The organism is Flavobacterium lindanitolerans, from assembly GCF_002846575.1.
GTDB lineage: Bacteria > Bacteroidota > Bacteroidia > Flavobacteriales > Flavobacteriaceae > Flavobacterium > Flavobacterium lindanitolerans.
The window spans coordinates 1-22,190 of record NZ_PJND01000010.1 but is presented as its reverse complement, the minus strand read 5'-3'; the positions used below and the strand labels follow the sequence as shown (position 1 = coordinate 22,190).

Annotated in this window: 12 protein-coding genes; 7 read left to right on the top strand and 5 right to left on the bottom strand. The window is 40.2% G+C overall.

The features are described from left to right. The first annotated feature begins 3 nt into the window (after positions 1 to 3). Together B0G92_RS14215 and B0G92_RS14210 are read left to right on the top strand one after the other, a co-directional pair. Positions 4 to 2,466, top strand: coding sequence for a TonB-dependent receptor (locus B0G92_RS14215; RefSeq protein WP_101472729.1), 2,463 nt, complete (start codon positions 4 to 6; stop codon positions 2,464 to 2,466). A 53-nt stretch (positions 2,467 to 2,519) separates the two neighbouring features. After that, positions 2,520 to 3,254, top strand: coding sequence for a hypothetical protein (locus B0G92_RS14210; RefSeq protein WP_056068509.1), 735 nt, complete (start codon positions 2,520 to 2,522; stop codon positions 3,252 to 3,254). Between the two features lie 31 nt (positions 3,255 to 3,285). Here B0G92_RS14210 and B0G92_RS14205 read toward each other — a convergent pair whose 3' ends face one another. From B0G92_RS14205 to B0G92_RS14185, 5 genes are read right to left on the bottom strand one after another with little or no spacing between them, the layout of a single operon-like run. Further along, positions 3,286 to 3,987 carry a hypothetical protein gene (locus tag B0G92_RS14205; protein WP_101472728.1) on the bottom strand — a complete coding sequence of 234 codons (702 nt, stop codon included), beginning with the start codon at positions 3,985 to 3,987 and terminating at the stop codon, positions 3,286 to 3,288. A gap of 10 nt (positions 3,988 to 3,997) precedes the next feature. Continuing rightward, entirely contained in the window at positions 3,998 to 5,824 is a 1,827-nt protein-coding gene (locus B0G92_RS14200; protein WP_056068505.1) for an ABC transporter ATP-binding protein, read from the bottom strand. A 20-nt stretch (positions 5,825 to 5,844) separates the two neighbouring features. Then, positions 5,845 to 7,572 (bottom strand): phospho-sugar mutase, encoded by a 1,728-nt coding sequence (locus tag B0G92_RS14195; protein ID WP_101472727.1) that lies wholly within the window; start codon positions 7,570 to 7,572, stop codon positions 5,845 to 5,847. A gap of 32 nt (positions 7,573 to 7,604) precedes the next feature. After that, positions 7,605 to 8,561: a glycosyltransferase family 2 protein gene (locus tag B0G92_RS14190; RefSeq protein ID WP_101472726.1), complete on the bottom strand. Its 957-nt coding sequence runs from the start codon at positions 8,559 to 8,561 to the stop codon at positions 7,605 to 7,607. Positions 8,562 to 8,564: 3 nt separating this feature from the next. Further along, positions 8,565 to 9,107, bottom strand: coding sequence for a DUF4199 domain-containing protein (locus B0G92_RS14185; RefSeq protein ID WP_101472725.1), 543 nt, complete (start codon positions 9,105 to 9,107; stop codon positions 8,565 to 8,567). Between the two features lie 243 nt (positions 9,108 to 9,350). Here B0G92_RS14185 and B0G92_RS14180 point away from each other — a divergent pair, with 243 nt between their 5' ends. The 5 genes from B0G92_RS14180 to B0G92_RS14160 all read left to right on the top strand — a co-directional run. Beyond that, positions 9,351 to 9,602 (top strand): type B 50S ribosomal protein L31, encoded by a 252-nt coding sequence (locus B0G92_RS14180; protein ID WP_056069064.1) that lies wholly within the window; start codon positions 9,351 to 9,353, stop codon positions 9,600 to 9,602. Between the two features lie 322 nt (positions 9,603 to 9,924). Next, positions 9,925 to 11,100, top strand: a complete 1,176-nt coding sequence (locus B0G92_RS14175) for a GlmU family protein (RefSeq protein WP_101472724.1) — start codon at positions 9,925 to 9,927, stop codon at positions 11,098 to 11,100. 190 nt (positions 11,101 to 11,290) lie between these two features. Continuing rightward, positions 11,291 to 12,847, top strand: a complete 1,557-nt coding sequence (locus B0G92_RS14170) for a helix-turn-helix domain-containing protein (RefSeq protein WP_180326456.1) — start codon at positions 11,291 to 11,293, stop codon at positions 12,845 to 12,847. Between the two features lie 67 nt (positions 12,848 to 12,914). Further along, the gene (locus B0G92_RS14165) at positions 12,915 to 13,991 is read left to right on the top strand and encodes a tetratricopeptide repeat protein (protein WP_180326455.1); all 1,077 of its coding nucleotides are present in this window, start codon (positions 12,915 to 12,917) and stop codon (positions 13,989 to 13,991) included. Positions 13,992 to 14,151: 160 nt separating this feature from the next. After that, a partial coding sequence (locus B0G92_RS14160) for a choice-of-anchor J domain-containing protein (RefSeq protein ID WP_180326454.1) occupies positions 14,152 to 22,190 on the top strand: 8,039 nt, incomplete at its 3' end.

Below are 22,190 nucleotides of genomic sequence, written 5' to 3'. Positions count from 1 at the left end.
AATTTGAAAACAAAAAATTTAGCTGCAGTTCTTTTTTTCTTTATAAGCGTCGCCGCATTTGCACAAACTGCCAGAATTAAGGGTGTTATTTTAGATGAAAACAACCAACCGGTTGAGGATGCGGATATCAGCTATAAGAATACATCTGCTACTTCTAATAAAAATGGATTTTATATTCTGACCGTCCCGGCCAATCAAAAAATCACAATTATTTTCTCCCACCTTTCAAACAAAAGTGCCTCTTTGGATATTGAGCTGAAGCCTAATGAAGATTTTGAATTCAATCCGGTATTGAGCAAAAAAATCGAAATGATTGGTGTTGTTGAAATCTATGATAACCGAAAAAGAATTGAAGGAATTACCAATATTTCTCCAAGAGACATCAAATTAATTCCCGGTGCCAACGCAGGTGTGGAAAACCTTTTGAAAACACTTCCCGGAGTAAACAACAACAGCGATTTGAGTAGTGGCTACAACGTAAGAGGAGGTAACTATGATGAAAACCTGGTGTATGTAAATGAAGTGGAAGTGTACCGTCCGTTTTTGATACGTTCAGGTCAGCAGGAAGGTTTGAGTTTTACGAATACCGACATGATTCAGAATGTTGACTTTTCTGCCGGAGGATTTCAGGCCAAGTATGGAGATAAATTATCTTCTGTATTGGATATTACCTACAGAAGACCAAAAAGTTTTGGAGCTTCTCTTGAAGCAAGTTTATTGGGTGGAAGTTTAATGGTGGAAACGACATCTAAAAACCAAAAATGGGCTGCCATTACCGGAGTGCGATACAGAGACAACAGCCTTTTGGTAAACAGCCAGGAAACAGAAACGAATTTCAGGCCTACTTTTGCCGATATACAAACCAATGTCACATTCAACCCAAATAACAAATGGGAATGGAGTTTTCTTGGAAATATCTCGCAGAACCGTTATAACTATGAACCCCTGACGAGACAGACCAATTTCGGAACGATTGATGACCCGAAAGCATTGCTGGTTTTTTATGAAGGACAGGAAAAGGACAGATATGAAACCTATTTCGGGGCTTTAAAAACGACCTACAAGGCAAGCGAAGATTTTACGTTGAAATTTATCGCATCGGCCTATCTGACACAGGAGCAGGAATATTTTGATATTAAGGCTGATTACAGCTTTGGAGAATTGGATACTAACATTGGTTCCGGAAGTCTTGGAAATATCGTATATACGCAGGAAATAGGTTCGCAGTTAAACCATGCCAGAAATGATCTGGATGCCCTGATTGTGAATGCAGAAGTAAAAGGATTTCACAATATCAAAGAAAATAAAATAGAGTGGGGTTTCAAATATACCCGTGAAGACATTCGTGACAGAATAGTAGAATGGGAAGTGATTGACTCGGCAGGATTTTCATTAAATCCGCCGGTTATTGACCTGCCAATCCGTGACCAGCCTTATACTCCGTATACAGGTCCATTGGTTCCATATCAAAACGTAAGGGCATTGAACTTTACAAAAATCGACAGGCTTTCCGGATATGTACAATGGAGCAAAAAGAGCCTTATCGGAAGCCATGATGTATGGTATAATTTCGGGGTAAGAGCCCATAACTGGCAAGTGTCTGGTGATAATCTGGATGGAAAAAACCAAACAACTTTCAGTCCTAGAGGTCAGTTTGCCATCAAGCCGGATTGGGATAGCGATATGGTGTTCCGTCTTTCCGGAGGGTTGTATCACCAGCCGCCATTTTACAGAGAACTTCGTGGTGCTGACGGAAAAGTAAATCCGGACGTTAAGGCACAGCAGTCCATCCATGTTGTATTGAGCAACGACTATAGCTTTCAGATGTGGCAACGACCGTTTAAATTGGTTACGGAGGCCTATTATAAATCAATGTCGGATGTAAATACCTATACACTTGATAACGTAAGGATTCGTTATAGTGCAAACAATGATGCCAAAGCCTATGCAGCCGGTTTTGATGCCCGATTGAATGGAGAGTTTGTTCCGGGCACAGAATCCTGGTTCAGTTTTGGGTATATGAAAACGGAAGAAAACATCAACAACCGGGGTTATATTGCCAGGCCAACAGACCAGAGATTGAAGTTTGGGATACTGTTCCAGGATTATGTTAAAAATATTCCTAACCTGAAGTTATATCTGAATTTGGTGTACAACACAGGTCTGCCGGGCGGTTCACCTTCGTATGCTGACCCGTATATATACCAGAGCCGCCTTCGTGATTACCGCAGGGCAGACGTAGGATTTTCTTATGTTTTCACAGAAAAAAATGAGTTAAGACCTGACGGGCACTGGTTGAAACGCTTTAAGGATTTGTCGCTTGGTTTTGAAATATTCAACATGTTTAATAACCAAAATGCGATAACAAATACCTGGGTGAGAGATGTTTATACTAAAGTTCAGTACGGAATTCCGAACTATATGACAACGAGGGTTTTCAATGTTAAGCTTACTGCAAGATTATAAATTGAAATTCTGAAGTTTTATCTTTATATTTGAATGACTTTTAAGCTGATGAAATGAGAAAATTTCAAACCTATATACTCGTAGCGGCAGTGGCCTGTTTGGCCAGTTGTAAAGAAAAGGAGGAAACTCCAAAGGTAATTTATGACTCAAAGCCGGAAAAAGTGGTGACCAAGCCGGATTCTTCGCAAATAAAAATTGCCGACCTTCCAATTCACATGGAGGGCACAAAATACCTTATTCATGCTATTGGCGATGTGCGAGTGTATGACGGGAACTCAAGGACGTATGGTTCAAGCAAGACCAATTCAGTGAGCTATGCCATTTCCAATTACAATAGGTTTGAGCTTACGGGATATTTTGAAAACCTGAAATTCCAGCATATCGATTCTACAGCGCTGAAACCGCTAACGGATAAAAAAATACAGATGCAGACCGTGACTTTCCTGAACACGATTTCTGATAAAACCAAAAAGCAGATTCTGGTGTATTCATTGGTAGATATGGATACGAATAAGGACGGGAAATTAGATGCAAACGATATCAAATGTCTTTACATCAGCGAAATTAACGGCAAGCATTTCCAGAAACTTTCTGAAGATTACCAGGAACTGATTGATTGGAATATAGTTGAAGCCCAAAACAGGCTTTATTACAGAACCATTGAAGATATTAATAAGAACGGAGCCTTTGATAAGAACGATGCAGTGCATTACTATTATGTAGAGCTGCTTTCTCCGGACTGGAAAACGGAAAAATATGACCCGATAGGAAACGGAAACGGAGCCTAAAAAAATCCCCGGCATTGTCCGGGGATTTTTTTTAGATTAATATGTCGCTTTCCAAATCGGATTTTTCGATAGTAAAATCAAAGCCAAGCTGGCCTACTAATTGGATGACAAGATTTTTGTACCAGTTTTCGGACTTCGGGTGAATGTATATCTTTTCAATCATTTTATTGATGTCCACATCAATCTTTACACCTTCATTTATAGTCAGGTTGTGGGAAGAAAGATTGGAAATAATCCGAACTTCTCTTTCGTATTGGAAACTTTTTCGCTTGAAAAGAAAAGGGAAGAAGTCATCGTTAAAAGGAATGTATTCTTTTTTATAATCAATGTAATTGACTTCCCCGATATGCTGAACATATTGTTTCTCTAAATCCAAAGATTCCTGTATTCTTCGAATAGTAGATTGTATTGCAAGTCCTTCACTGTTTTGGGTGAAAATCTGCCACATGGCAAAAGACTCGTATTCATTGATATGCCAGCTGCTAATGACGACATTCTTTCGCTGTGTTTTGTAGGCATCCAAAAACTCCGGATTGTTCTCTGAAATCTTCCGGATTTCTTCAAAAGTTGGTTCGCTGAATGTACCTTCATACTGGTCTTCAAATTTATCCGACCGCGACATGAAGAGCTTTCTCGATAAAAGAAGGTCGAGGAATTTTGACAAATCCAAATATTTCCAGACTACGGTGTCGAGATTTTCCGGAAGACTGATATTTGGATTGTTCTGATACATGTTTGGCTTTTTATTCGAATGATTGCATCATTACGAGTTTTTTATACACTCCGTTTCTGGCAAGCAGTTCGTCATGGTTTCCCTGTTCTACGATTTCACCTTTTTGCATTACCACAATTTTGTCTGCTTTTTGGATGGTTGACAATCTATGGGCAATAACAATCGATGTCCTGTTCTGCATCATATTTTCCAGGGCTACCTGAACCAGTCTTTCGCTTTCCGTATCCAAAGCAGAAGTTGCTTCGTCCAGAATCATGATTGGCGGATTTTTCAGGACAGCACGTGCTATGCTCAATCGTTGTTTTTGTCCGCCAGACAATTTGTTACCGCTGTCTCCCACGTTTGTATTGATGCCGTTTGGCAGGTCTTTTACGAATTCGTAGGCGTTGGCAATTTTCAGGGCGGTGATGATTTCCTCATCAGTAGCGTCCTGTTTGCCTAACAGGATGTTGTTTTTTATAGTATCGTTAAATAAGATGCTGTCCTGAGTCACCAGGCCCATCAGGCCTCTTAAAGAATTTAATTTTAAATCTTTGATGTTGGTGTCATCAATTTTTATTTCACCTTCCTGAACATCATAGAAACGTGTCAGAAGATTGGCAATCGTACTTTTTCCGCTGCCGGATTGCCCGACCAAAGCTACGGTTTGCCCTTTTTGTACCTCTAAAGAAAAGTTTTTCAGAACGTTTTCTTCTTCATACCTGAAGTTGATATTTTTTATATCGATATGTTCTTCAAAGGATTCTTTTTCTACAGCATTCGGAATGTCCGTAATTGTATTTTCCTGTTCCAGGATTTCCATAACACGTTCTGCTGCCGCGTTTCCTCGTTTGATGCTGTAGGAAGCTTTAGAAATGGCTTTTGCAGGTGTAAGGATGTTGTATGCCAATCCCATATAAGCAATAAAAGCTGCGCCTTCTAATGTTTTGTCAATAAGCACCATGTTTCCGCCATACCATAACAAAACGGCAATTACTGTAATCCCCATAAATTCACTTACAGGAGATGCCAGATTTTGCCTGTTACCAATATTGTTGGACAGATTAAAAAACCGGGAAGTTGATTTCTGAAAAACATTATTAAAGTATTTCTCTGCATTATAGCCTTTCACGACTTTTAATCCTCCTAATGTTTCTTCTACCGTAGAAAGAAACACGCCTTGTTCTTCCTGTGCACGGGTAGATTTTTTCTTGAGCTGTTTACCAATAATTGAAATGATATAGCCTGAAATAGGGATGAAAACAAATACGAATATTGTAAGCTTGGTGCTTATTGTGAACATGGCCACAATCGTAAAAACTATCGTAAGAGGTTCTTTAACGATGAGTTCCAATATGGATAGGAAAGAAGTCTGTACTTCATAAACATCGCCCGAAATTCTTGAAATTACGTCTCCTTTACGTTTTTCGGAGAAAAAAGAAAGTGGCAGTTCAAGTGTTTTTTTATACATGGCATTCCTGATGTCCTTTAAAATCCCGTTTCTTAGGAAAGTGATGAAAAACATGGCCAGATAATCAAACAGGTTTTTCAGCAGAAATATGGAGATGATAATTGCTACCATAAAAGCAAGCGTAGTCTGCACGCCATGATTGTCTGTCAATGTCGTGATTTTATAGCTCATGTAGCTTTCAAGGTAATCGGTTATTTTGAAAATGCTTTCAAATTCCGGCTTGGTTGTATTTCTCTTTGTCTGGTCAAAAAGCACCTGCATCATCGGAATCAGTGAGATAAATGACAGTGTGCTGAAAAGGGCGTATAGAATATTAAAAAATATGTTCAGATAGGCATATTTTTTATAGGGCAGGACAAAGGGAATTATTTTTTTAAAATTGCTCATCGAATTGGATTTGCTTGAAATTATTGCAATTGCATTTCAGCAACAATATTTTTTATTTTTTGGTCAAGATTTTTTTCGACTTCTTTGGCGTGTTCAACAGCATCCAAAGGCTCGTTTACGCTGAAATAGAATTTTATTTTAGGCTCCGTACCGCTTGGTCTGGCACATATTTTTGTTCCGTCTTCCAGATAGTAAATCAAAACGTTTGATTTCGGGACTTTTAATTCTTCGGTTTCGCCCGTAAATAAATTTAATGCGGTCGAATTCTGGTAATCTTCAACCATCAGCACTCTTTGGCCGTTGATTTCTTTTAAAGGATTTTGTCGTAATTCAAACATCATGGTCTGGATTTCTGCCGCACCTTCAATTCCTTTTTTGGTGATGGAAATCAGGTATTCTTTATAAAACCCGAAGTCTACATACAGGTTTAGTAATTCTTTATAAAGTGAACTTCCATTGGCTTTTGCCTGTGCTGCAATTTCGCAAACCAATAATGTGGCTGCAACAGCATCTTTATCACGAACTGCATCGCCCACCATAAATCCGAAGCTTTCTTCACCGCCACCAATAAATTTCTGGTTCGGGAAGTCCTTAATCATTTTGGCGATCCATTTGAATCCGGTTAATCCTACTTTGCATTCTACATTATAGGCAGAAGCCAGTTCCAGCATCATTGGAGTAGAAACAATAGTAGAGCCAATAAATTCTTTTCCGGTAATCTTACCTGCCTTTTCCCATTGTTGTAACAGATAGGCAGTCATCAGTACCATAGTCTGGTTTCCGTTCAAAAGAACCATTTTGCCATCATTGTCACGAACAGCAACGCCAAGGCGATCAGAATCAGGGTCGGTTCCCACAACAATATCAGCATTCAGCTTGTCAGCCAAAGCCAAAGCCATGGTCAACGCCTCCGGTTCTTCCGGGTTTGGAGACTTTACGGTAGGGAAGTTTCCGTCTGGAACGGCCTGTTCCGGAACAATATTGACATTGGTATAGCCTGCTTTTGATAAAACTTCAGGAATCAATTTTATGGAAGTTCCGTGTAATGAAGTATAGACAACATTCAGGTTCTTTTTAGCTTCGGCAGGCGTATTGAAACTGGCATTTTCAATGGTTGAATTGATAAAAGCCTCGTCAATTTTTTTATCGACATATTCAATCAGCTTTTCGTTAGCCTGGAAATTAATCTGGTCATAACCCAGATCTTCAATAACCTGTATGATTTCAACATCCTGAGGCGGAACCAATTGGCCGCCGTCCTGCCAGTATACTTTGTAGCCGTTGTATTCAGGCGGGTTATGAGAAGCCGTAAGGACAATACCGGCATGACATTTCAGGTGTTTTACAGCGAAAGACAATTCAGGCGTAGGGCGTAATTCTGAAAACAGGTATACTTTGATTCCGTTAGCAGAAAAAACATCGGCTACAACTTTTGCAAGCGTGTCGCTGTTGTGGCGGCAATCGTAAGCAATGGCTACTTTCAGTTGTTCATTAGGGAATACTTTTTTCATGTAATCCGAAATTCCCTGAGTGTTTTTTCCAAGTGTGTATTTGTTGATACGATTGGTTCCCACGCCCATAATTCCTCTCATGCCTCCGGTTCCGAATTCGAGATTCTTATAGAAACTTTCTTCCAGTTCTTTTGGGGAAGAAGTCATCATTTCGGTAATTTCCTTATGTGTCTTTTCGTCAAAAATTGGCGATAGCCAAACATTTACTTTGTCTAATATATTTTGTTCGATGTGCATTTCGGATTTAAAATTTAAATTGAACTTTAAATTTAAAGATTTATTTCTTTAGAAACTTTATATCGTTCTTCGTTATTTTTAGTTCTGAGGATGATTTCTCCCAAAAAACCGGCAAGGAACAACTGGGTTCCTATAATCATGGTCGTCAGGGCGATATAAAACCACGGATTGTCTGTGACTAATATGGTGGTCTGTTTGTCATATAATCTGTAAAGCTTCATGAATCCGATGTAGCCGGCAGATAAGAACCCGATGATAAACATCAGGACGCCCCAGGCGCCAAACAGGTGCATTGGTCTTTTTCCAAATCGGGAAAGAAACCAGATGGTAATCAAATCCAGGAAACCGTTAATGAACCGCTCCATTCCAAATTTTGTAGAGCCATATTTTCGGGCCTGGTGTACTACGATTTTCTCTCCAATTTTCGCAAACCCGGCGTTTTTCGCCAATACCGGGATATAGCGGTGCATTTCGCCGGAGACCTCTATGTTTTTGACAACTATATTTTTGTAGGCCTTTAACCCGCAATTAAAATCGTTTAGCTGAACTCCGGAAGTTTTCCGTGCGGCCCAATTGAATAATTTTGACGGTAGGTTTTTAGATACGACTGAGTCAAAGCGTTTTTTCTTCCAGCCTGAAACCAGGTCGTATTTCTGATTAACAATCATGGAGTACAATTCCGGAATTTCATCCGGACTGTCTTGCAAATCGGCATCCATAGTTATGATAACATCGCCCTGAGCTTTGGCAAAGCCGGCATGCAATGCCTGAGATTTTCCGTAGTTTCTCAAAAAACGGATTCCCTTTATGTTTGGATTTTGTTGTGACAGTCCTTCAATAATTGACCAGGAATTATCGGTACTGCCATCATCTATGAATATGACTTCATAGGAAAAATTATTGGCAGTCATGACTTTTTCAATCCACTGCTGTAATTCTTTTAAGGACTCTTCTTCGTTGAGAAGAGGTATAATAATGGATAGATTCATTTATTAATAACCTTGTGGTCTATCGTTTTTTAAAATGGCACCAATAATTAGTGAATATATAAACCCTACAAAAGAATAAAAGGCCAATGTAAAAGGAACCACTATAAATGGGCTTGAGAATTTTTCTGACCATGATAAAGCCATATCCAGCTGTTCTTGTGACATGTTTGGATTTGTTTCTGTCATCATTGTTCTTGTCTTTTCCAGCATTTCCTGTGTGAATTCCGGAAAAATAAGATTAAAGATAACCGTAAAAATGGCATAAATTAATGCTGCAATGAAAGCAGTTGTTACTCCGGCTTTTAGACATTGGCTAAAAGAAATAACTCCGTTGTTTATGTTTTTCTTGAAATTATTGCAGGCAAGAGTAATGAACAGAATAGGCAATACGAAAAAATTAAGCAGGTTGATTACAATCCCGACCGCTGGATTTGTTATAGTATCTATCCCGATTATGTACAGGATGACAAATTCTAAAACCATAATTACTCCAAAAAATACTCCGTATTGAACTGCTGACTTGGCAGGAGATGTAATTTCGCTCATTTTATCTGTTTTTAAGAATTAATCTACAAATATAAGAAATCCGTAATTACAGTGGGATAAAAATCAATGTGGAATGCCGGAAAAAAAAGAGCAATAAAGATTTGCAAATTAAAAAATAATTGTAAATTTGCAGACTCAAAACAATAAAAGTTTAAAAATTAAAAAGTTATAGGAGGTTTATACCTTTTCAATACGAAAAGCTTCAGAACAGCTTATAGCCAATTGAATAAAAAATCAAATAAGATGAAAAAAGGAATTCACCCAGAGAATTACAGATTAGTTGCTTTCAAAGACATGTCAAACGACGATGTTTTCATTACTAAATCTACAGCAGAAACAAAAGAAACAATCATTCACGAAGGAGTTGAATATCCGGTTGTAAAAATGGAGATTTCAAGAACATCTCACCCTTTCTACACAGGTAAGTCTAAATTGATTGATACTGCAGGACGTATCGACAAATTCAAAACGAAATACGCTAAACACGCAAAATAATTTTTGCAGGTTCAAGATAACAGAAAAGCCTTCCAGATTTTGGAGGGCTTTTTTATTTGGAAGGTATTCTTTTTATACTTTTACTTTGTAACTTTGGGATGATTAAGGTTCTAAGGTTCTAAGGTTCTAAGGTTCTGAGGTTCTGAGGTTCTGAGGTTCTGAGGTTCTGAGGTTCTGAGGTTTTGAGGTTTTGAATTTCTAGGTCAAAATCATAAATCTAAAGTCTAAAGTCCAAAGTCTAAAGTCCAAAGCCTAAATCTAAAATCTAAAATCATAAATCCACAATCCAAAACTATCAACTATCAATTATAAACTAAACAAGATGAACTATATACTTTTTGACGGAACCGTCCGGAATGCCTTATTACCTTTTACATTTACCAGACCAGTGGCAGATATTCGTGTGGGGATTCTTACTATCCGCGAAAAGTGGGAAAAATATCTTGGTTATACAACCACGAGCCTGACGGAAGAATACCTTATGGAAAAATTTCCCATGGTAGAAATGCCTGAAAATATTATGATTAATGCTTCTTTTTTACCTAATGAAGTATTGGCTGAAATGGTGAAGTCACTGGAGAAAAATCAGGCTATTTTCAAAGGAGAAGAAGTAATTGCTTTTTTCTCTGAAGAAAGCCAGGAAGAAGTCGATTTCGAAAACTATGAAATTCTGGAATACAACGACGATTGTATTACAATTGAACATACATGGGATATTTTTCAAAAAAATGATGCAGCCCTCCGTGAAGATTTTGAGCTTTTGACAGAAGACAGGGTTTCACAACCAATTCCTAAAAGTGTCAATGTCATTGCTCCCGAAAATATTTTTATTGAAGAAGGCGCTAAGCTGGAATTCGTAACCCTGAATGCTTCAACAGGTCCTATTTATATTGGGAAAAATTCTGAAATTATGGAAGGTTCCGTAATCAGGGGACCTTTTGCACTTTGTGAAGGAGCACAGGTAAAACTGGCGGCTAAAATATATGGTGCTACAACAGTTGGTCCTTTTTCAAGAGTAGGAGGAGAGGTTAGTAATTCTGTACTTTTTGCCTATTCCAATAAAGGGCACGACGGGTTTTTAGGAAATTCCGTTTTGGGTGAATGGTGTAATATTGGAGCTGACAGTAATAATTCAAACCTGAAAAATAATTATGAAGAAGTGAAATTGTGGAGCTATGAAACCGAAAGTTTTGCTAAAACCGGCCTGCAATTTTGCGGTTTGATGATGGGAGACCATAGCAAATGTGGTATCAACACTATGTTTAATACCGGAACAGTAGTAGGAGTTAGTACGAATATTTTCGGAAGCGGATTCCCTCGTAATTTTGTGCCAAGTTTTTCATGGGGCGGTGCCGCAGGATTTACAACCTATGTCACCAAAAAGGCTTTTGAAACTGCCAGAATAGTCATGTCCAGAAGAAATGTCGAATTTGACGAAAAGGAGGCCCGCATATTGGAACATGTTTTTGAGGAAACTAAAAAATGGAGAAAAGATTAAGGAAAACCGCCAGACACTCTGGCGGTTTTTTTATATTAATTTCACGGGAAATGTATTATTCTGTAGGTATATTTCTTAAAATACAAGAAAAGGGGATATATTTGTAAAAACAGTTTTTTACGGAAAACCATAATTTAGAATTACCAAAAAAATGAAACCCTGTCGCCATTATATATGTTGGTTAATTCTCATGGCAGTTTGCTTATTGAAAAGCCCTGCTTATGGGCAATCTGCAACTCCCAACGAGTCACTGCTGGTCAAGGCCTATGAGCTTGTACGCTCAAATCCTGATGAAGCAGTAAAAATCGGCCAATATTTGCTAAAGAATAATCCGTCAGATACTCAGAAAACAAAATTTTACCTGTTGCTGGCAGAAAGTTATTGGGCAAAAGGCGATTACAATAATTCTGTTATTAATGTTTTTGAGGCAGGAAAGTTTGCCGATGGTGCTAAAGAGGAAGAAAAAATAAAAATTCTGCTTCTCAAATCACAGCTTTTCAGGGCTATATATTTGGACAATCAGTCAAAAAGATGCCTTGAAGATGCGGCCGCTAAAATTTCGGAACTCAAATCGAAAGAAGACCAGAACTTCTTTGAAGCCAAAATCTTAATCGGTAATTCGGGCATGTATCTGGACAGGCAGAATTACCAAAAGGCTTTTGAGCTATTACAAAAAGCGGATAAAAAATATGAACCTGCTTTTAGCAAAAATGCCTTGCTCCGTCAAGAATTTTATATTACCAAAGCCAGAGCATTAGTTGGTCTTGCAAAAATTGACTCTGCAAATTATTATTTGGCAAAGGCGCAAAAACTCACCAAAAACCAGAAAAATTTTGATTTCCTCAATGAAATAGCACTTTTAAATGAGTTAAGTGCCGTCTATTTTCATGAAAAGCAACATACCAGAGCTATTGATACTTTACTGGTATCTATGAAAATGGCAACCCAACTTAAAAATGAAGCGCTTTTAAAAGTAATCAACAAGCAGTTGGGAATCAATTATCTTGCCTTGAACGACAAGAAAAACTACCAATTGTTTGATAATAAGTTTCTTAAAGCCTATGATACGGTTGAAGAATCAGAGCAGGATGCGGTTAATTCAGCGTATAATTTAATCAGCCAGGAACAGGAGGCCGATTTCCAGAAAGCAAAAACGCGTTATGCCGATTATTTTTATGTGGCTGTTGGGGTATTGTTTTTTGTGTTGGTTGCGGGTTTTTTGCTTTGGCTGAAAAATTACCTGAAGAAAAAACGTTTGAAAGAAATTATCAGCTATCTGGAAATAAGAACCAATAATCCTGTAAGGTTACAACCTGAAAAACGGGAAACCCATAAAAAAATAGCAATTCCGGCAGAAACAGAACAGGTGATACTTGCCAAATTGAAACGTTTTGAAAACTCGACCCGATTTACCAATAAAGAAATGTCGCTGGCAGTCTTGGCAGGGCAATTTGATACCAATACAAAATACCTGTCTGAAATAATAAACAAGCATTATCAGGATAATTTTAATACCTATATCAACAAACTGCGTATTACCTTTATTATAGGGAAATTGAAAGAAGACCCGAATTATATGCACTATAAAATCAGCTATCTGGCTGAAAAGAGCGGTTTTTCATCCCATAGCAGCTTTGCTACGGTTTTCAAATCGATAACAGGAATTGCGCCGGGTACATTTATTGACCTGCTGAAAGAAGAAACGGAAGCCCTTAAACAAGAAAAAGTGAACAGCCATGCAGTATAATCGCTATTTTTTCTCAGCTTTTTTAGGTTTTGTCATGCTCTTCGGCAATGCCTCTTTTGCGCAATCCATGAAGAAGGCGGATAGCATTATCAGGGCCAGCGGTATGGAAATTTATGAAAAGCCTGAAAAAGCAATAGAGGCGGGCAAGTATATTATTGCCAACGCTAAGGATGATGCCCAGATTAAAATTAGGGGGCTTATGCTTGTTGCTGATGCTTATTCGGTAAAAAGGGACTACCAAAAATCGCTGGAATATGTCATCATGGCCAATAAGCTCTCCAACCATATAGATGACCCGATTCTAAAGATTAAGATTGCCAATAAAATGGGAATTCAATATCAGCAGATGAAAATATATGATGAAGCCATACAATACCTTAATGAGGCAGAAAAACTCTGTATGGCCTATCCTGTAAAAGACTCTGTGATGTATCATTTGGGAAGGAATCATATAGTGAGAGGATTTATCTATAAGGAAAAACTAAACTGCGATATAGCAATCAATTTTTTTAACAAAGGAATAGCAGAACTCGCCAGAGTAGATAATACCATGGTAAAGACCAACATAAGTATTGCACTTTATAATAAAGGCAATTGCTATATTCTTTTATCGGATTATGAATCGGCAAAGAAAAGTTTTTTTGAAGCCATCGAAATTACGAAAGGAATCCATGCCAGCAGTCTTCAGGCATTTGCCCAAAAAGGTTTGGCAGAAGTTTATACGTTAGAAGGAAGATATCGTGACGCCATAAAAGAACTAGAAGAAGCATTGGCTGTTTCAAATAGTGTGGGCGATCTTGTTTTAAACCGAGGTATTTATAATGGTCTTTTGGAAAATTACCTGGCGGTGAATGATTGGAGCAATTATGAAAAATTTCATGCCCGCTTTTTGGAAACTCAATTGAAGGTAAAAGAGTCCGAAAGAAAATCAATCAATAACTTGATTAATGAAGGCTATAAAACTCAAAATAAAAATCTTAAAACGGAAATTTCTAAATACAATTATTACATCCTAACAACTTTAATCTTAATAATTGTGGTTGTTATATTTTTCTATGTATTAATTAAGAAAAGTGAAAAAAATATATTAAAATTAAATGATATTATTGAAAATCTCCAAAATAACAGAGAAAAACCCAATTGATTTTTTTTGTTTTATTTAAGAGGTAATGGTTTGATTTTTAATATTTTAACATAATATTTAGATTTTCAAATTTCAGTAAATAGTAAAGGCATACTTTAAAAAAGGTTAGTAGTAGTTTCTATTTTTATGACGAAACACTAACTGAAAAATGTATGACTTTATGAGAAAAGAATTACCATTTGCTTCGATAATGGGCAGGCTCTTACTGACCTGTTTTTATCGATTCTCAACAATTCATGACAGACTGATACATAAATGTGTCAGGAAAAGAATTGTCATCCCCTTGTTTTTGCTTTTCATTTCCATCAGCGCCCATGCGCAAATGGCTTTGGAAACATTTGAAAGCGGTATTCCCGCTACATGGGCATCCTTTAGAAATAATGTTGGAACCCTGAACTGGGGAATTTCTCCTGACAGTTACAGAGGAACCGGTGCTGCCTTTCTGAATCCAGGTGCAGAAAACATTGGTGCCGGAAATACCGCACAGTATTTTCTGGCAACGCCTATTGTCCCGATTCCTCAGAATGGGGAAATCCGCTTTTATTCAAAACAGGCAACCAGTGCCAATAACGGGGCCATCTACCAAATCAGGATGTCTACAGCAGGACAGACAGACCCGGCAGGATATACCGTAATATTAAAGTCCTGGACAGAAGCAGACCTTAATGTGGGTTCGCAGACGGCCTATGAAGAAAAGATAGTCCCTATCCCTTCAAACATTCCAGTCGGACTGAATGTCCATATCGCGTTTGTGGTCATCAACACCCAAGCCGGTGCGTCGCCAAGCGGAGATGCCTGGTTTCTGGACAACATCAGGGTTATGGAATCCTGCCAGAAAGTAAGTCAGACTAATTTTTCAGCAAACAATATCACGTCAAGTGGTGCCAACCTAGCCTGGACACACCCAACGGCATTTGATTTTCAGATTCAGGTTGTAACGCAGGGAACGGCACCGGCAGCTACGGGCATCAGCGTACAGAATTCTTATGCAGCGGGTTCGCTTGATGCGGATACCGCTTATGACGTATATATCAAAACGGTATGTGATGCCGATACGGCGAGCGAATGGGCAGGACCCTTTCCATTCAGGACAAAAAAAATGGGATTGTCATGCGCTTCTCCAATCGTAATTCCGGTGACTACGACACCTTATGTTCTGTCGAGCAACCTTAACCTTTTTGCAGACAACCCGACGAGCTATACGACTCAGGGTTCGGGGTGTCTCCCAGCAGGGGTTACGGGTAATTTTCTGAATGGAGCCAAAGCCTTTTTCTCTTATACGCCTACACAAAACGGATTGCTGAATATCAAACAGATGACGCTTCCGTCTTCACCGGGTTCCGGATGTTTTGGTAATGCTATTACTGGCGTATTTGTTTATGACAATTGTAGTACTGTAGGGGTGAGTTGCCTTGCAGGATTAAATACAACAGCTACGAGTGTGCCAAAATATATAACTAATTTATATGTTCAGGCAGGTCATACCTATATAATTGTCATTTCGTCAACATTAGCCGCATCAACAAGTATCTGCTTTAATTTTGAATTGAGTTTTTCAAGCTGTGGGGCACCGGGTGTATTCACCTATAAAAACCTACTTCAGAATAGTGTTACATTTTCCTGGGATAATGTGGCCAATCTGGCAAGCTCATGGGAATATGTGGTACAGCCTGCAGGAGCGGGTGTTCCAACAGGTCCCGGAACAATTACCAATACCAATATTGATAATTTAATCAATACAGGATTGGCAGCCGGTCAATCGTATGACCTGTATGTTCGATCCGTATGTGGAGCTACAACAGGAGAATGGGGAATACCGTATCGATTTACGACACAATGTGCCGTTTTTAATACGCCTTACTCTACAGCATTTAATGGAACATCGGCAACAGTTTCAGAACCATGCTGGACAGCTATTGATGTGAACAGAGATGGACAAAGATGGTCTTATTTGGCAGGTTATGCTACTATGCAGACAAATACCTTCCAAAATAATAATAATGATATGTTTGTTTCTCCACAGATTAATTTCAACGGAACTCAGAAACGACTACGATACAAGCATCAGGTGACCAGTGGAGTTGCCAGTTATGGAATTAAAATTTCGACTACAGGTGTAGGAGCAGATAACTTTACAACAGTACTACTTCCGGATACACCAATTACGAATACGGCCTGGCAAGAGAAAATAATCAATATTCCGGCGAACATAACAGGCAATGTAAATATTGCATGGGTTGTCGTTCCCGGCTCAGGGCATACTGCAACCAGAATCTCAATTGACGATGTGTTTATTGAAGACAAACCGGCATGTCCTGACCCGTTAGCACTTGCGGCGAACAATGTTACTACCTCGCAAGCCCAATTGTCATGGACTGCAGGAGATACGGAATCGCAATGGCAGGTTGTAGTACAGCGCAAGGATACAGGTATTCCAACAGGAAGCGGAGTGCTTGTCAATACACCTCAATATACAGCAGACCAGCTAACCCATGCCACCCAATACGAATATTATGTAAGAGCCTACTGCTCGTCCACACAGCAGAGCAATTGGGTAGGACCATTCTATTTTACAACGGTTTGTGGTGTTTTTGATACGCCTTTCCATGAGAATTTTGATACTGCAGATGTGAACAATCACAGATCATGTTGGACCATTACGGATGCGAATGCTGATGGAACTACTTGGCGTTTAGATCCTACGTTTGCGGCAATTCAGGGCAGGACTTTTCCTTTTCCTACAGCGTCCTACAACGACTGGCTCATTTCTCCTGCTATCAATGTAGTAGGGACAAAAACCTTAAAATTCAAATATAGAGCAGCTTTGGGAGCTATGTTCCCAAATCCTAGATTTGGGGTGGAAGTCCTGATGTCTACTACAGATAGGAATCCGGCAAGCTTCAGCGTCATCATGCCGCTGATGGATTTTACCAATACCGATTTTATTGAGAAATCACTTTATATCAATGCCAACGGACCGGTTTATATTGCCTTTAGGGTACCGCCATCCTTTTCGACAGCCGGAGGTACGTCCGTTTTACAGATTGATGATGTGAAGGTTGAAGATGCTCCGGCATGTCCGAATCCATCTGAACTTAAGGCTGCTAATATTACGCAAACCTCGGCCGTACTGTCCTGGACCAAAGGATATCTGGAAACCCAATGGCAGGTCGTGGTACAGAATGCAGGTTCGGGAATCCCTACCGGAAATGGCCAGCTGACAAGCACCAATACGGCTTATGCTACAGGGACAATGCTACAACCAAACACACAATACGAATATTATGTAAGAGCCTATTGCAGTGCTTCAGAACAGAGCCAATGGGTAGGGCCTTTCAAATTCACCACATTATGTAATGCCTTTACGACACCGTTTGTTGAGACATTCGATCCCGGATCCATATCAGAAGAATGTTGGAGAGTTGTCAATCGTAATAGTGATACTTTTGCATGGAACCTGAATAACACGCTAAATCCATACGAAGGGGAGCATGCGGCAATGATATTTACGGGTTCTAACGGTAATAATGACGACTGGTTGATTTCACCAACCATAACCGTAAGGCCAGGCCAGCGCCTGCGCTACTACTACAGGGTACTTTGGGGCGAAGATTTCAAGGAAGATCTTACAGTAAAATTGTCTACAAACGGAAATGAACTTAGTCAATTCACAACTATATTATATGATGTCAGTTATGAAAGTGTACCGCCTTTGAACAATTCGGAATGGAAGGAAAAAGTAATCAACCTTCCTGCAGGTGTTACAGGAGATATCAATATAGCTTGGCATATCCCACAAAAAACTCCTAATGCATGGGGTTATAGAGGACAATTATTAGTGATAGATAAGGTAGTCATAGAAGACATACCAACATGCCCTGTTCCTAATAATCTTGCAGTAACTGATATTATCGATACATCGGCCAAAATTTCATGGGATGCAAACGGAACAGAAACTTCATGGGACGTTTACGTACAGCCGGCAGAATTGCCTGCTCCTGTTGGAGATGGCGATGCGCAATACCTGCACAATACGACAACGAATCCATACACCGTGACGGGCCTTACGCCTGCCATACGATACGAATATTACGTAAGGGCGGTTTGTAGCGCTTCACAAGACAGCGAATGGGTAGGGCCATTTGAATTCACTACAAGATGCAGTTTTGAAAACCTTTGTGAATATACGATTACCCTAAGTGGCGGTACTTCATCAGGAGTTGGTGGTGGAATAAATCTGGTACAGAACGGAGTAATAGTCCAAAGTATGGTCTTTCCATCCGGACCTTTTGGTCAGGTTCCTCCTCCGGTAGATTTTACGGTATTCTTATGTACGGGAGTGGAATTTTCGTTATGGAATGATGCAGGAAATGAGTGGCAGTTTACTACTGCGCGTGTACAAATTAAGGATGACTCAGGAAATGAGGTATGGATTGGAGGCATAGGACTATCTGACTCGAGAATTTATACGGGAGTAGCAACATGCGGACCGGTTACTTGTCCGCAACCAACCAACTTAACGGTAAACTCTACGGGAGTACTTTCCTGGACGGCAGGAGGCAGTGAAACCCAATGGGAAGTAGCCGTACAGCCAATGGATAACAATACCTTGCCACAGTCCGGAACGCTTGTAAGCACTAATTCCTATACGCCGCAGGCTTCTGATTTTGCAGATTTGAAAGCAGGAACTTATGAATTCTTTGTAAGGGCTGTCTGTGGCACGAATAACACCAGCTACTGGTCGGGACCTCACAAATTTGTTAGAAATGACGATGCTTCCAAAGCAGTGGTGGTACCTGTAAATGCAGGCACATCCTGTGAGCAGCCTGCTACCAAAGCAAGCTTTATAGGAGCAACGGCTTCAACCGAAGCTATGGCCTGTACAGGAGTTAACAATGGAGACATCTGGTTTGAATTTGTTGCCGCTTCAAAAGTACACGTATTGGAATTGGGTAACTTCTCTGCAAAAGGAAGGTACCAGCAAGGCTATACACCAGATGTGGTGGCACCAAAAATTACCCTGACACTATACAAAGTCAATGGAACATCTTTAGAACAGCTAGCCTGTACATACAATAATGCCATTGTAATGTCGTATAGGGCTGAAGTAGAACCGGGAGCTACCTATAAGGTAAGGATGACCCTGAACGATACGGCTCCAAATATCTGTACGTTTGATGTGTGTATTACTACGCCACAGGATCTTTGTAATTTAGATATTGTGAACGGCAGTTTTGAAAGACCGGAAGCAGATTTTGGATTGGGTAACTTCATTCCACAGAATATAGTTCCGGGTTGGAGAACCAATGCCATAGAAGACACGGCATCATCGCTTTACGACGAATTTTTCTTTGGAAATGCAACAGGAATTGACGGCTACATGCCTTATGAAGGAGGACAGGTCGTTCAAACGCTTTCCCCTGACCCTGCACCGACCACACTTGACAATGTGAGAGGTATCTATCAGGATCTTGACAGTTCAGAGATTACACAGTTCAAATACAGCTATGCCCATGCAACAAGGGGCAGCAACGTTACGTTAGAACTATTGGCAGGCCCACCTTCGGGACCATTCGTATTGCTTGAACAACATCCGGGTATACTTACATGGAACTTCTATGAAGGAACCTATAATGTCCCTGCAGGACAGAACGTAACCCGTTTTGTTTTCAGATCGAAAGACAATGCCGGAGGTAATCTTTTGGATGCGGTATCTATTGTCGCCAATACGGCCATAAACACAGAACCTGTTATACTTGCATGCCATGAAACAGCTACGCAGCTTGAAGCAGAAGGTGTTGGAACATGGGTAGCTGACGAAAACAACCCGGCACAAGTGATTATTGCGAGTCCGAACAGCAAATCCACAGCAATTTCAGGATTCAATACACCAGGGGTATACACTTTCAAATGGAAAACAAGATACTGTGAGAAAAGCGTAACAGTTACTTACAACGGATTCAGTGATGTACCAACAGTTGTCACTCCTGTGGAATACTGCCGTAACGCAGTAGCACAACCTTTGGCAGCTACACCAACAGAAAACTATACGTTAAAATGGTATACAGACGAAGTAGGCGGAACAGGAACAACAACAGCTCCAACTCTGGAAACAACTACAGTAGGAACAACAACATACTACGTAAGCAATGTGGATGTAAACGGCTGTGAAGGACCTAGAGTAGCAATAACCGTAACAGTAAATGAAAGAACTACTGCAGAAGTAGGCTTCAGTTATGATAATGGTACTTACTGTACTTTAGGAACGAATCCGGTAATCACAAAAAATCCTGGCTTTGCAATAGGAGGAACTTTTGAGGCGACGCCAAACGGACTAGGAATTGATACGACAACAGGAGAAATTGACCTAAGTGCAAGTACAGCAGGAACCTATACGGTAAAATATGTTGTAGGGAATGTTGGATGTATAGATGGCGGAAACCATGAGGTGACCATCACAATTAATTCAGGAACGGCACCAACGGTAGGTTTTACCTACGAAACTCCTGTATGTTCGAACAATGCTAATCTTTTACCGCAATTGCCTTCTGGCTTTACTACTGGTGGTGAATTTTCATCCGGGACTCTTTCTGTAAATGCACAGACTGGAGAAATAGATATGGCAACGGCAACTGTCGGGCTTCATACAATAACCTATAATCTGGACGCGAATGCAACTGCATGTATAAATGCAGGAAGTCAGACTTTCCAGATTCAGATAGACCAGAATATTGTGCCTGTAACAGGATTTGCTTATCAGACTTCGTATTGTAAGGCTGAAGTTAATCCATTGCCAACACTGGCTCAGGACTTCTACACAGGAGGTACTTTTGAAGCAACCGGAGGTTTAATTATTAATGCAACAACCGGAGAAATTGATTTGGCGAATAGCCCGGCCGGAGAATATGATATTACATATACTGTTACGCAATCAGGCTGTAATGTAGGAGGAACCCATACAGAAAGCATTACAATCAATGCTTTGCAAACTCCGCAAGTAGCATTTAGCTATACTAATGCCTGTACAAATTCAGGTACGAATCCTTTGCCGGTATTGCCAGCAGGATTTACTTCCGGAGGGTCATTTGCTTCTAATACCCTTACAATAAACCCTACAACAGGAGAGATTAACCTTGCTGGAGTTACTCCGGGCACTCATCAAATTACGTATACGTTAGTTGGTGATAACATAACTTGTACTGATGATGGACAATTTACTGCAACTATTGTATTAGAAAATGGAATCAATCCGGTAACAGGATTTACTTACCAGCCTTCTTATTGCAAAGCAGGAACAAATCCATTACCTACATTGGCTCAGGACTTCTATACGGGAGGTACTTTTGAGGCAACCGGAGGTTTGGTTATTAATGCAACAACCGGAGAAATTAATTTGGGGAGCAGCCCGGCCGGAGTTTATACGATTACGTATAAGGTTGAACAATCAGGTTGTAACTCAGGTGGAATCCATACCGAAAATGTTACAATCAATGCTTTGCAAACTCCACAAGTAACATTTAGTTATACGAATGTTTGTGCAAATTCAGGGACGAATCCTTTACCGGTATTGCCGGCAGGATTCACCCAGGGAGGTACTTTTACTTCTGCTACGATTACGGTAAATCCAACAACTGGAGAAATTAATCTGGCCGGAGCTACTGTAGGAACACACCAGATTAAATATACCTTGGCGCAAAACATAGGTACATGTACCGACGGGGATGAACATACCGCGACTATCACGGTCAATGCAGGCACGACGCCAACGGTTGGCTTTACCTACGACACGCCGGTCTGCCAGAACGATGCTAACCTGTTGCCGAACCTTTCGGCAGGCTTTACCCCTGGAGGTCGCTTCGGCGCGCCTGCCGGACTGTCCATCAACACGGGCACTGGAGAGATCTCGCTATCGCAGAGTACCCCTGGCACCTACCTTGTGACCTACGATATAGACGGGAACGCGGCAGCGTGCAGCCTTGGCGGTAGTGGCAGCTTCACGGTAACGGTTTCCGAAGGTCCCGAGGTTTCGATAGCCAGGGAATGCACCGGGCAGACGCTTTGGCTTAAGGCCACCCCTTCGGGATCGGGCACCTATGTCTGGACCGACGGCAGCGGGGCCACGGTAGGCAGCACCGCAGACCTTAACATCGACGACTACGTTTCCCAGCATCCCGGCACGCCATTCCCTATGGATTTTAC

What these genes read in the sequence shown, in the direction of transcription:
- B0G92_RS14210 (WP_056068509.1), top strand. Translation starts at nt 2,520, where the DNA reads ATGAGAAAATTTCAAACCTATATACTCGTAGCGGCAGTGGCCTGTTTG.
- B0G92_RS14205 (WP_101472728.1), bottom strand. Translation starts at nt 3,987, where the DNA reads ATGTATCAGAACAATCCAAATATCAGTCTTCCGGAAAATCTCGACACC.
- B0G92_RS14200 (WP_056068505.1), bottom strand. Translation starts at nt 5,824, where the DNA reads ATGAGCAATTTTAAAAAAATAATTCCCTTTGTCCTGCCCTATAAAAAA.
- B0G92_RS14195 (WP_101472727.1), bottom strand. Translation starts at nt 7,572, where the DNA reads ATGCACATCGAACAAAATATATTAGACAAAGTAAATGTTTGGCTATCG.
- B0G92_RS14190 (WP_101472726.1), bottom strand. Translation starts at nt 8,561, where the DNA reads ATGAATCTATCCATTATTATACCTCTTCTCAACGAAGAAGAGTCCTTA.
- B0G92_RS14185 (WP_101472725.1), bottom strand. Translation starts at nt 9,107, where the DNA reads ATGAGCGAAATTACATCTCCTGCCAAGTCAGCAGTTCAATACGGAGTA.
- B0G92_RS14180 (WP_056069064.1), top strand. Translation starts at nt 9,351, where the DNA reads ATGAAAAAAGGAATTCACCCAGAGAATTACAGATTAGTTGCTTTCAAA.
- B0G92_RS14175 (WP_101472724.1), top strand. Translation starts at nt 9,925, where the DNA reads ATGAACTATATACTTTTTGACGGAACCGTCCGGAATGCCTTATTACCT.
- B0G92_RS14170 (WP_180326456.1), top strand. Translation starts at nt 11,291, where the DNA reads ATGGCAGTTTGCTTATTGAAAAGCCCTGCTTATGGGCAATCTGCAACT.
- B0G92_RS14165 (WP_180326455.1), top strand. Translation starts at nt 12,915, where the DNA reads ATGAAGAAGGCGGATAGCATTATCAGGGCCAGCGGTATGGAAATTTAT.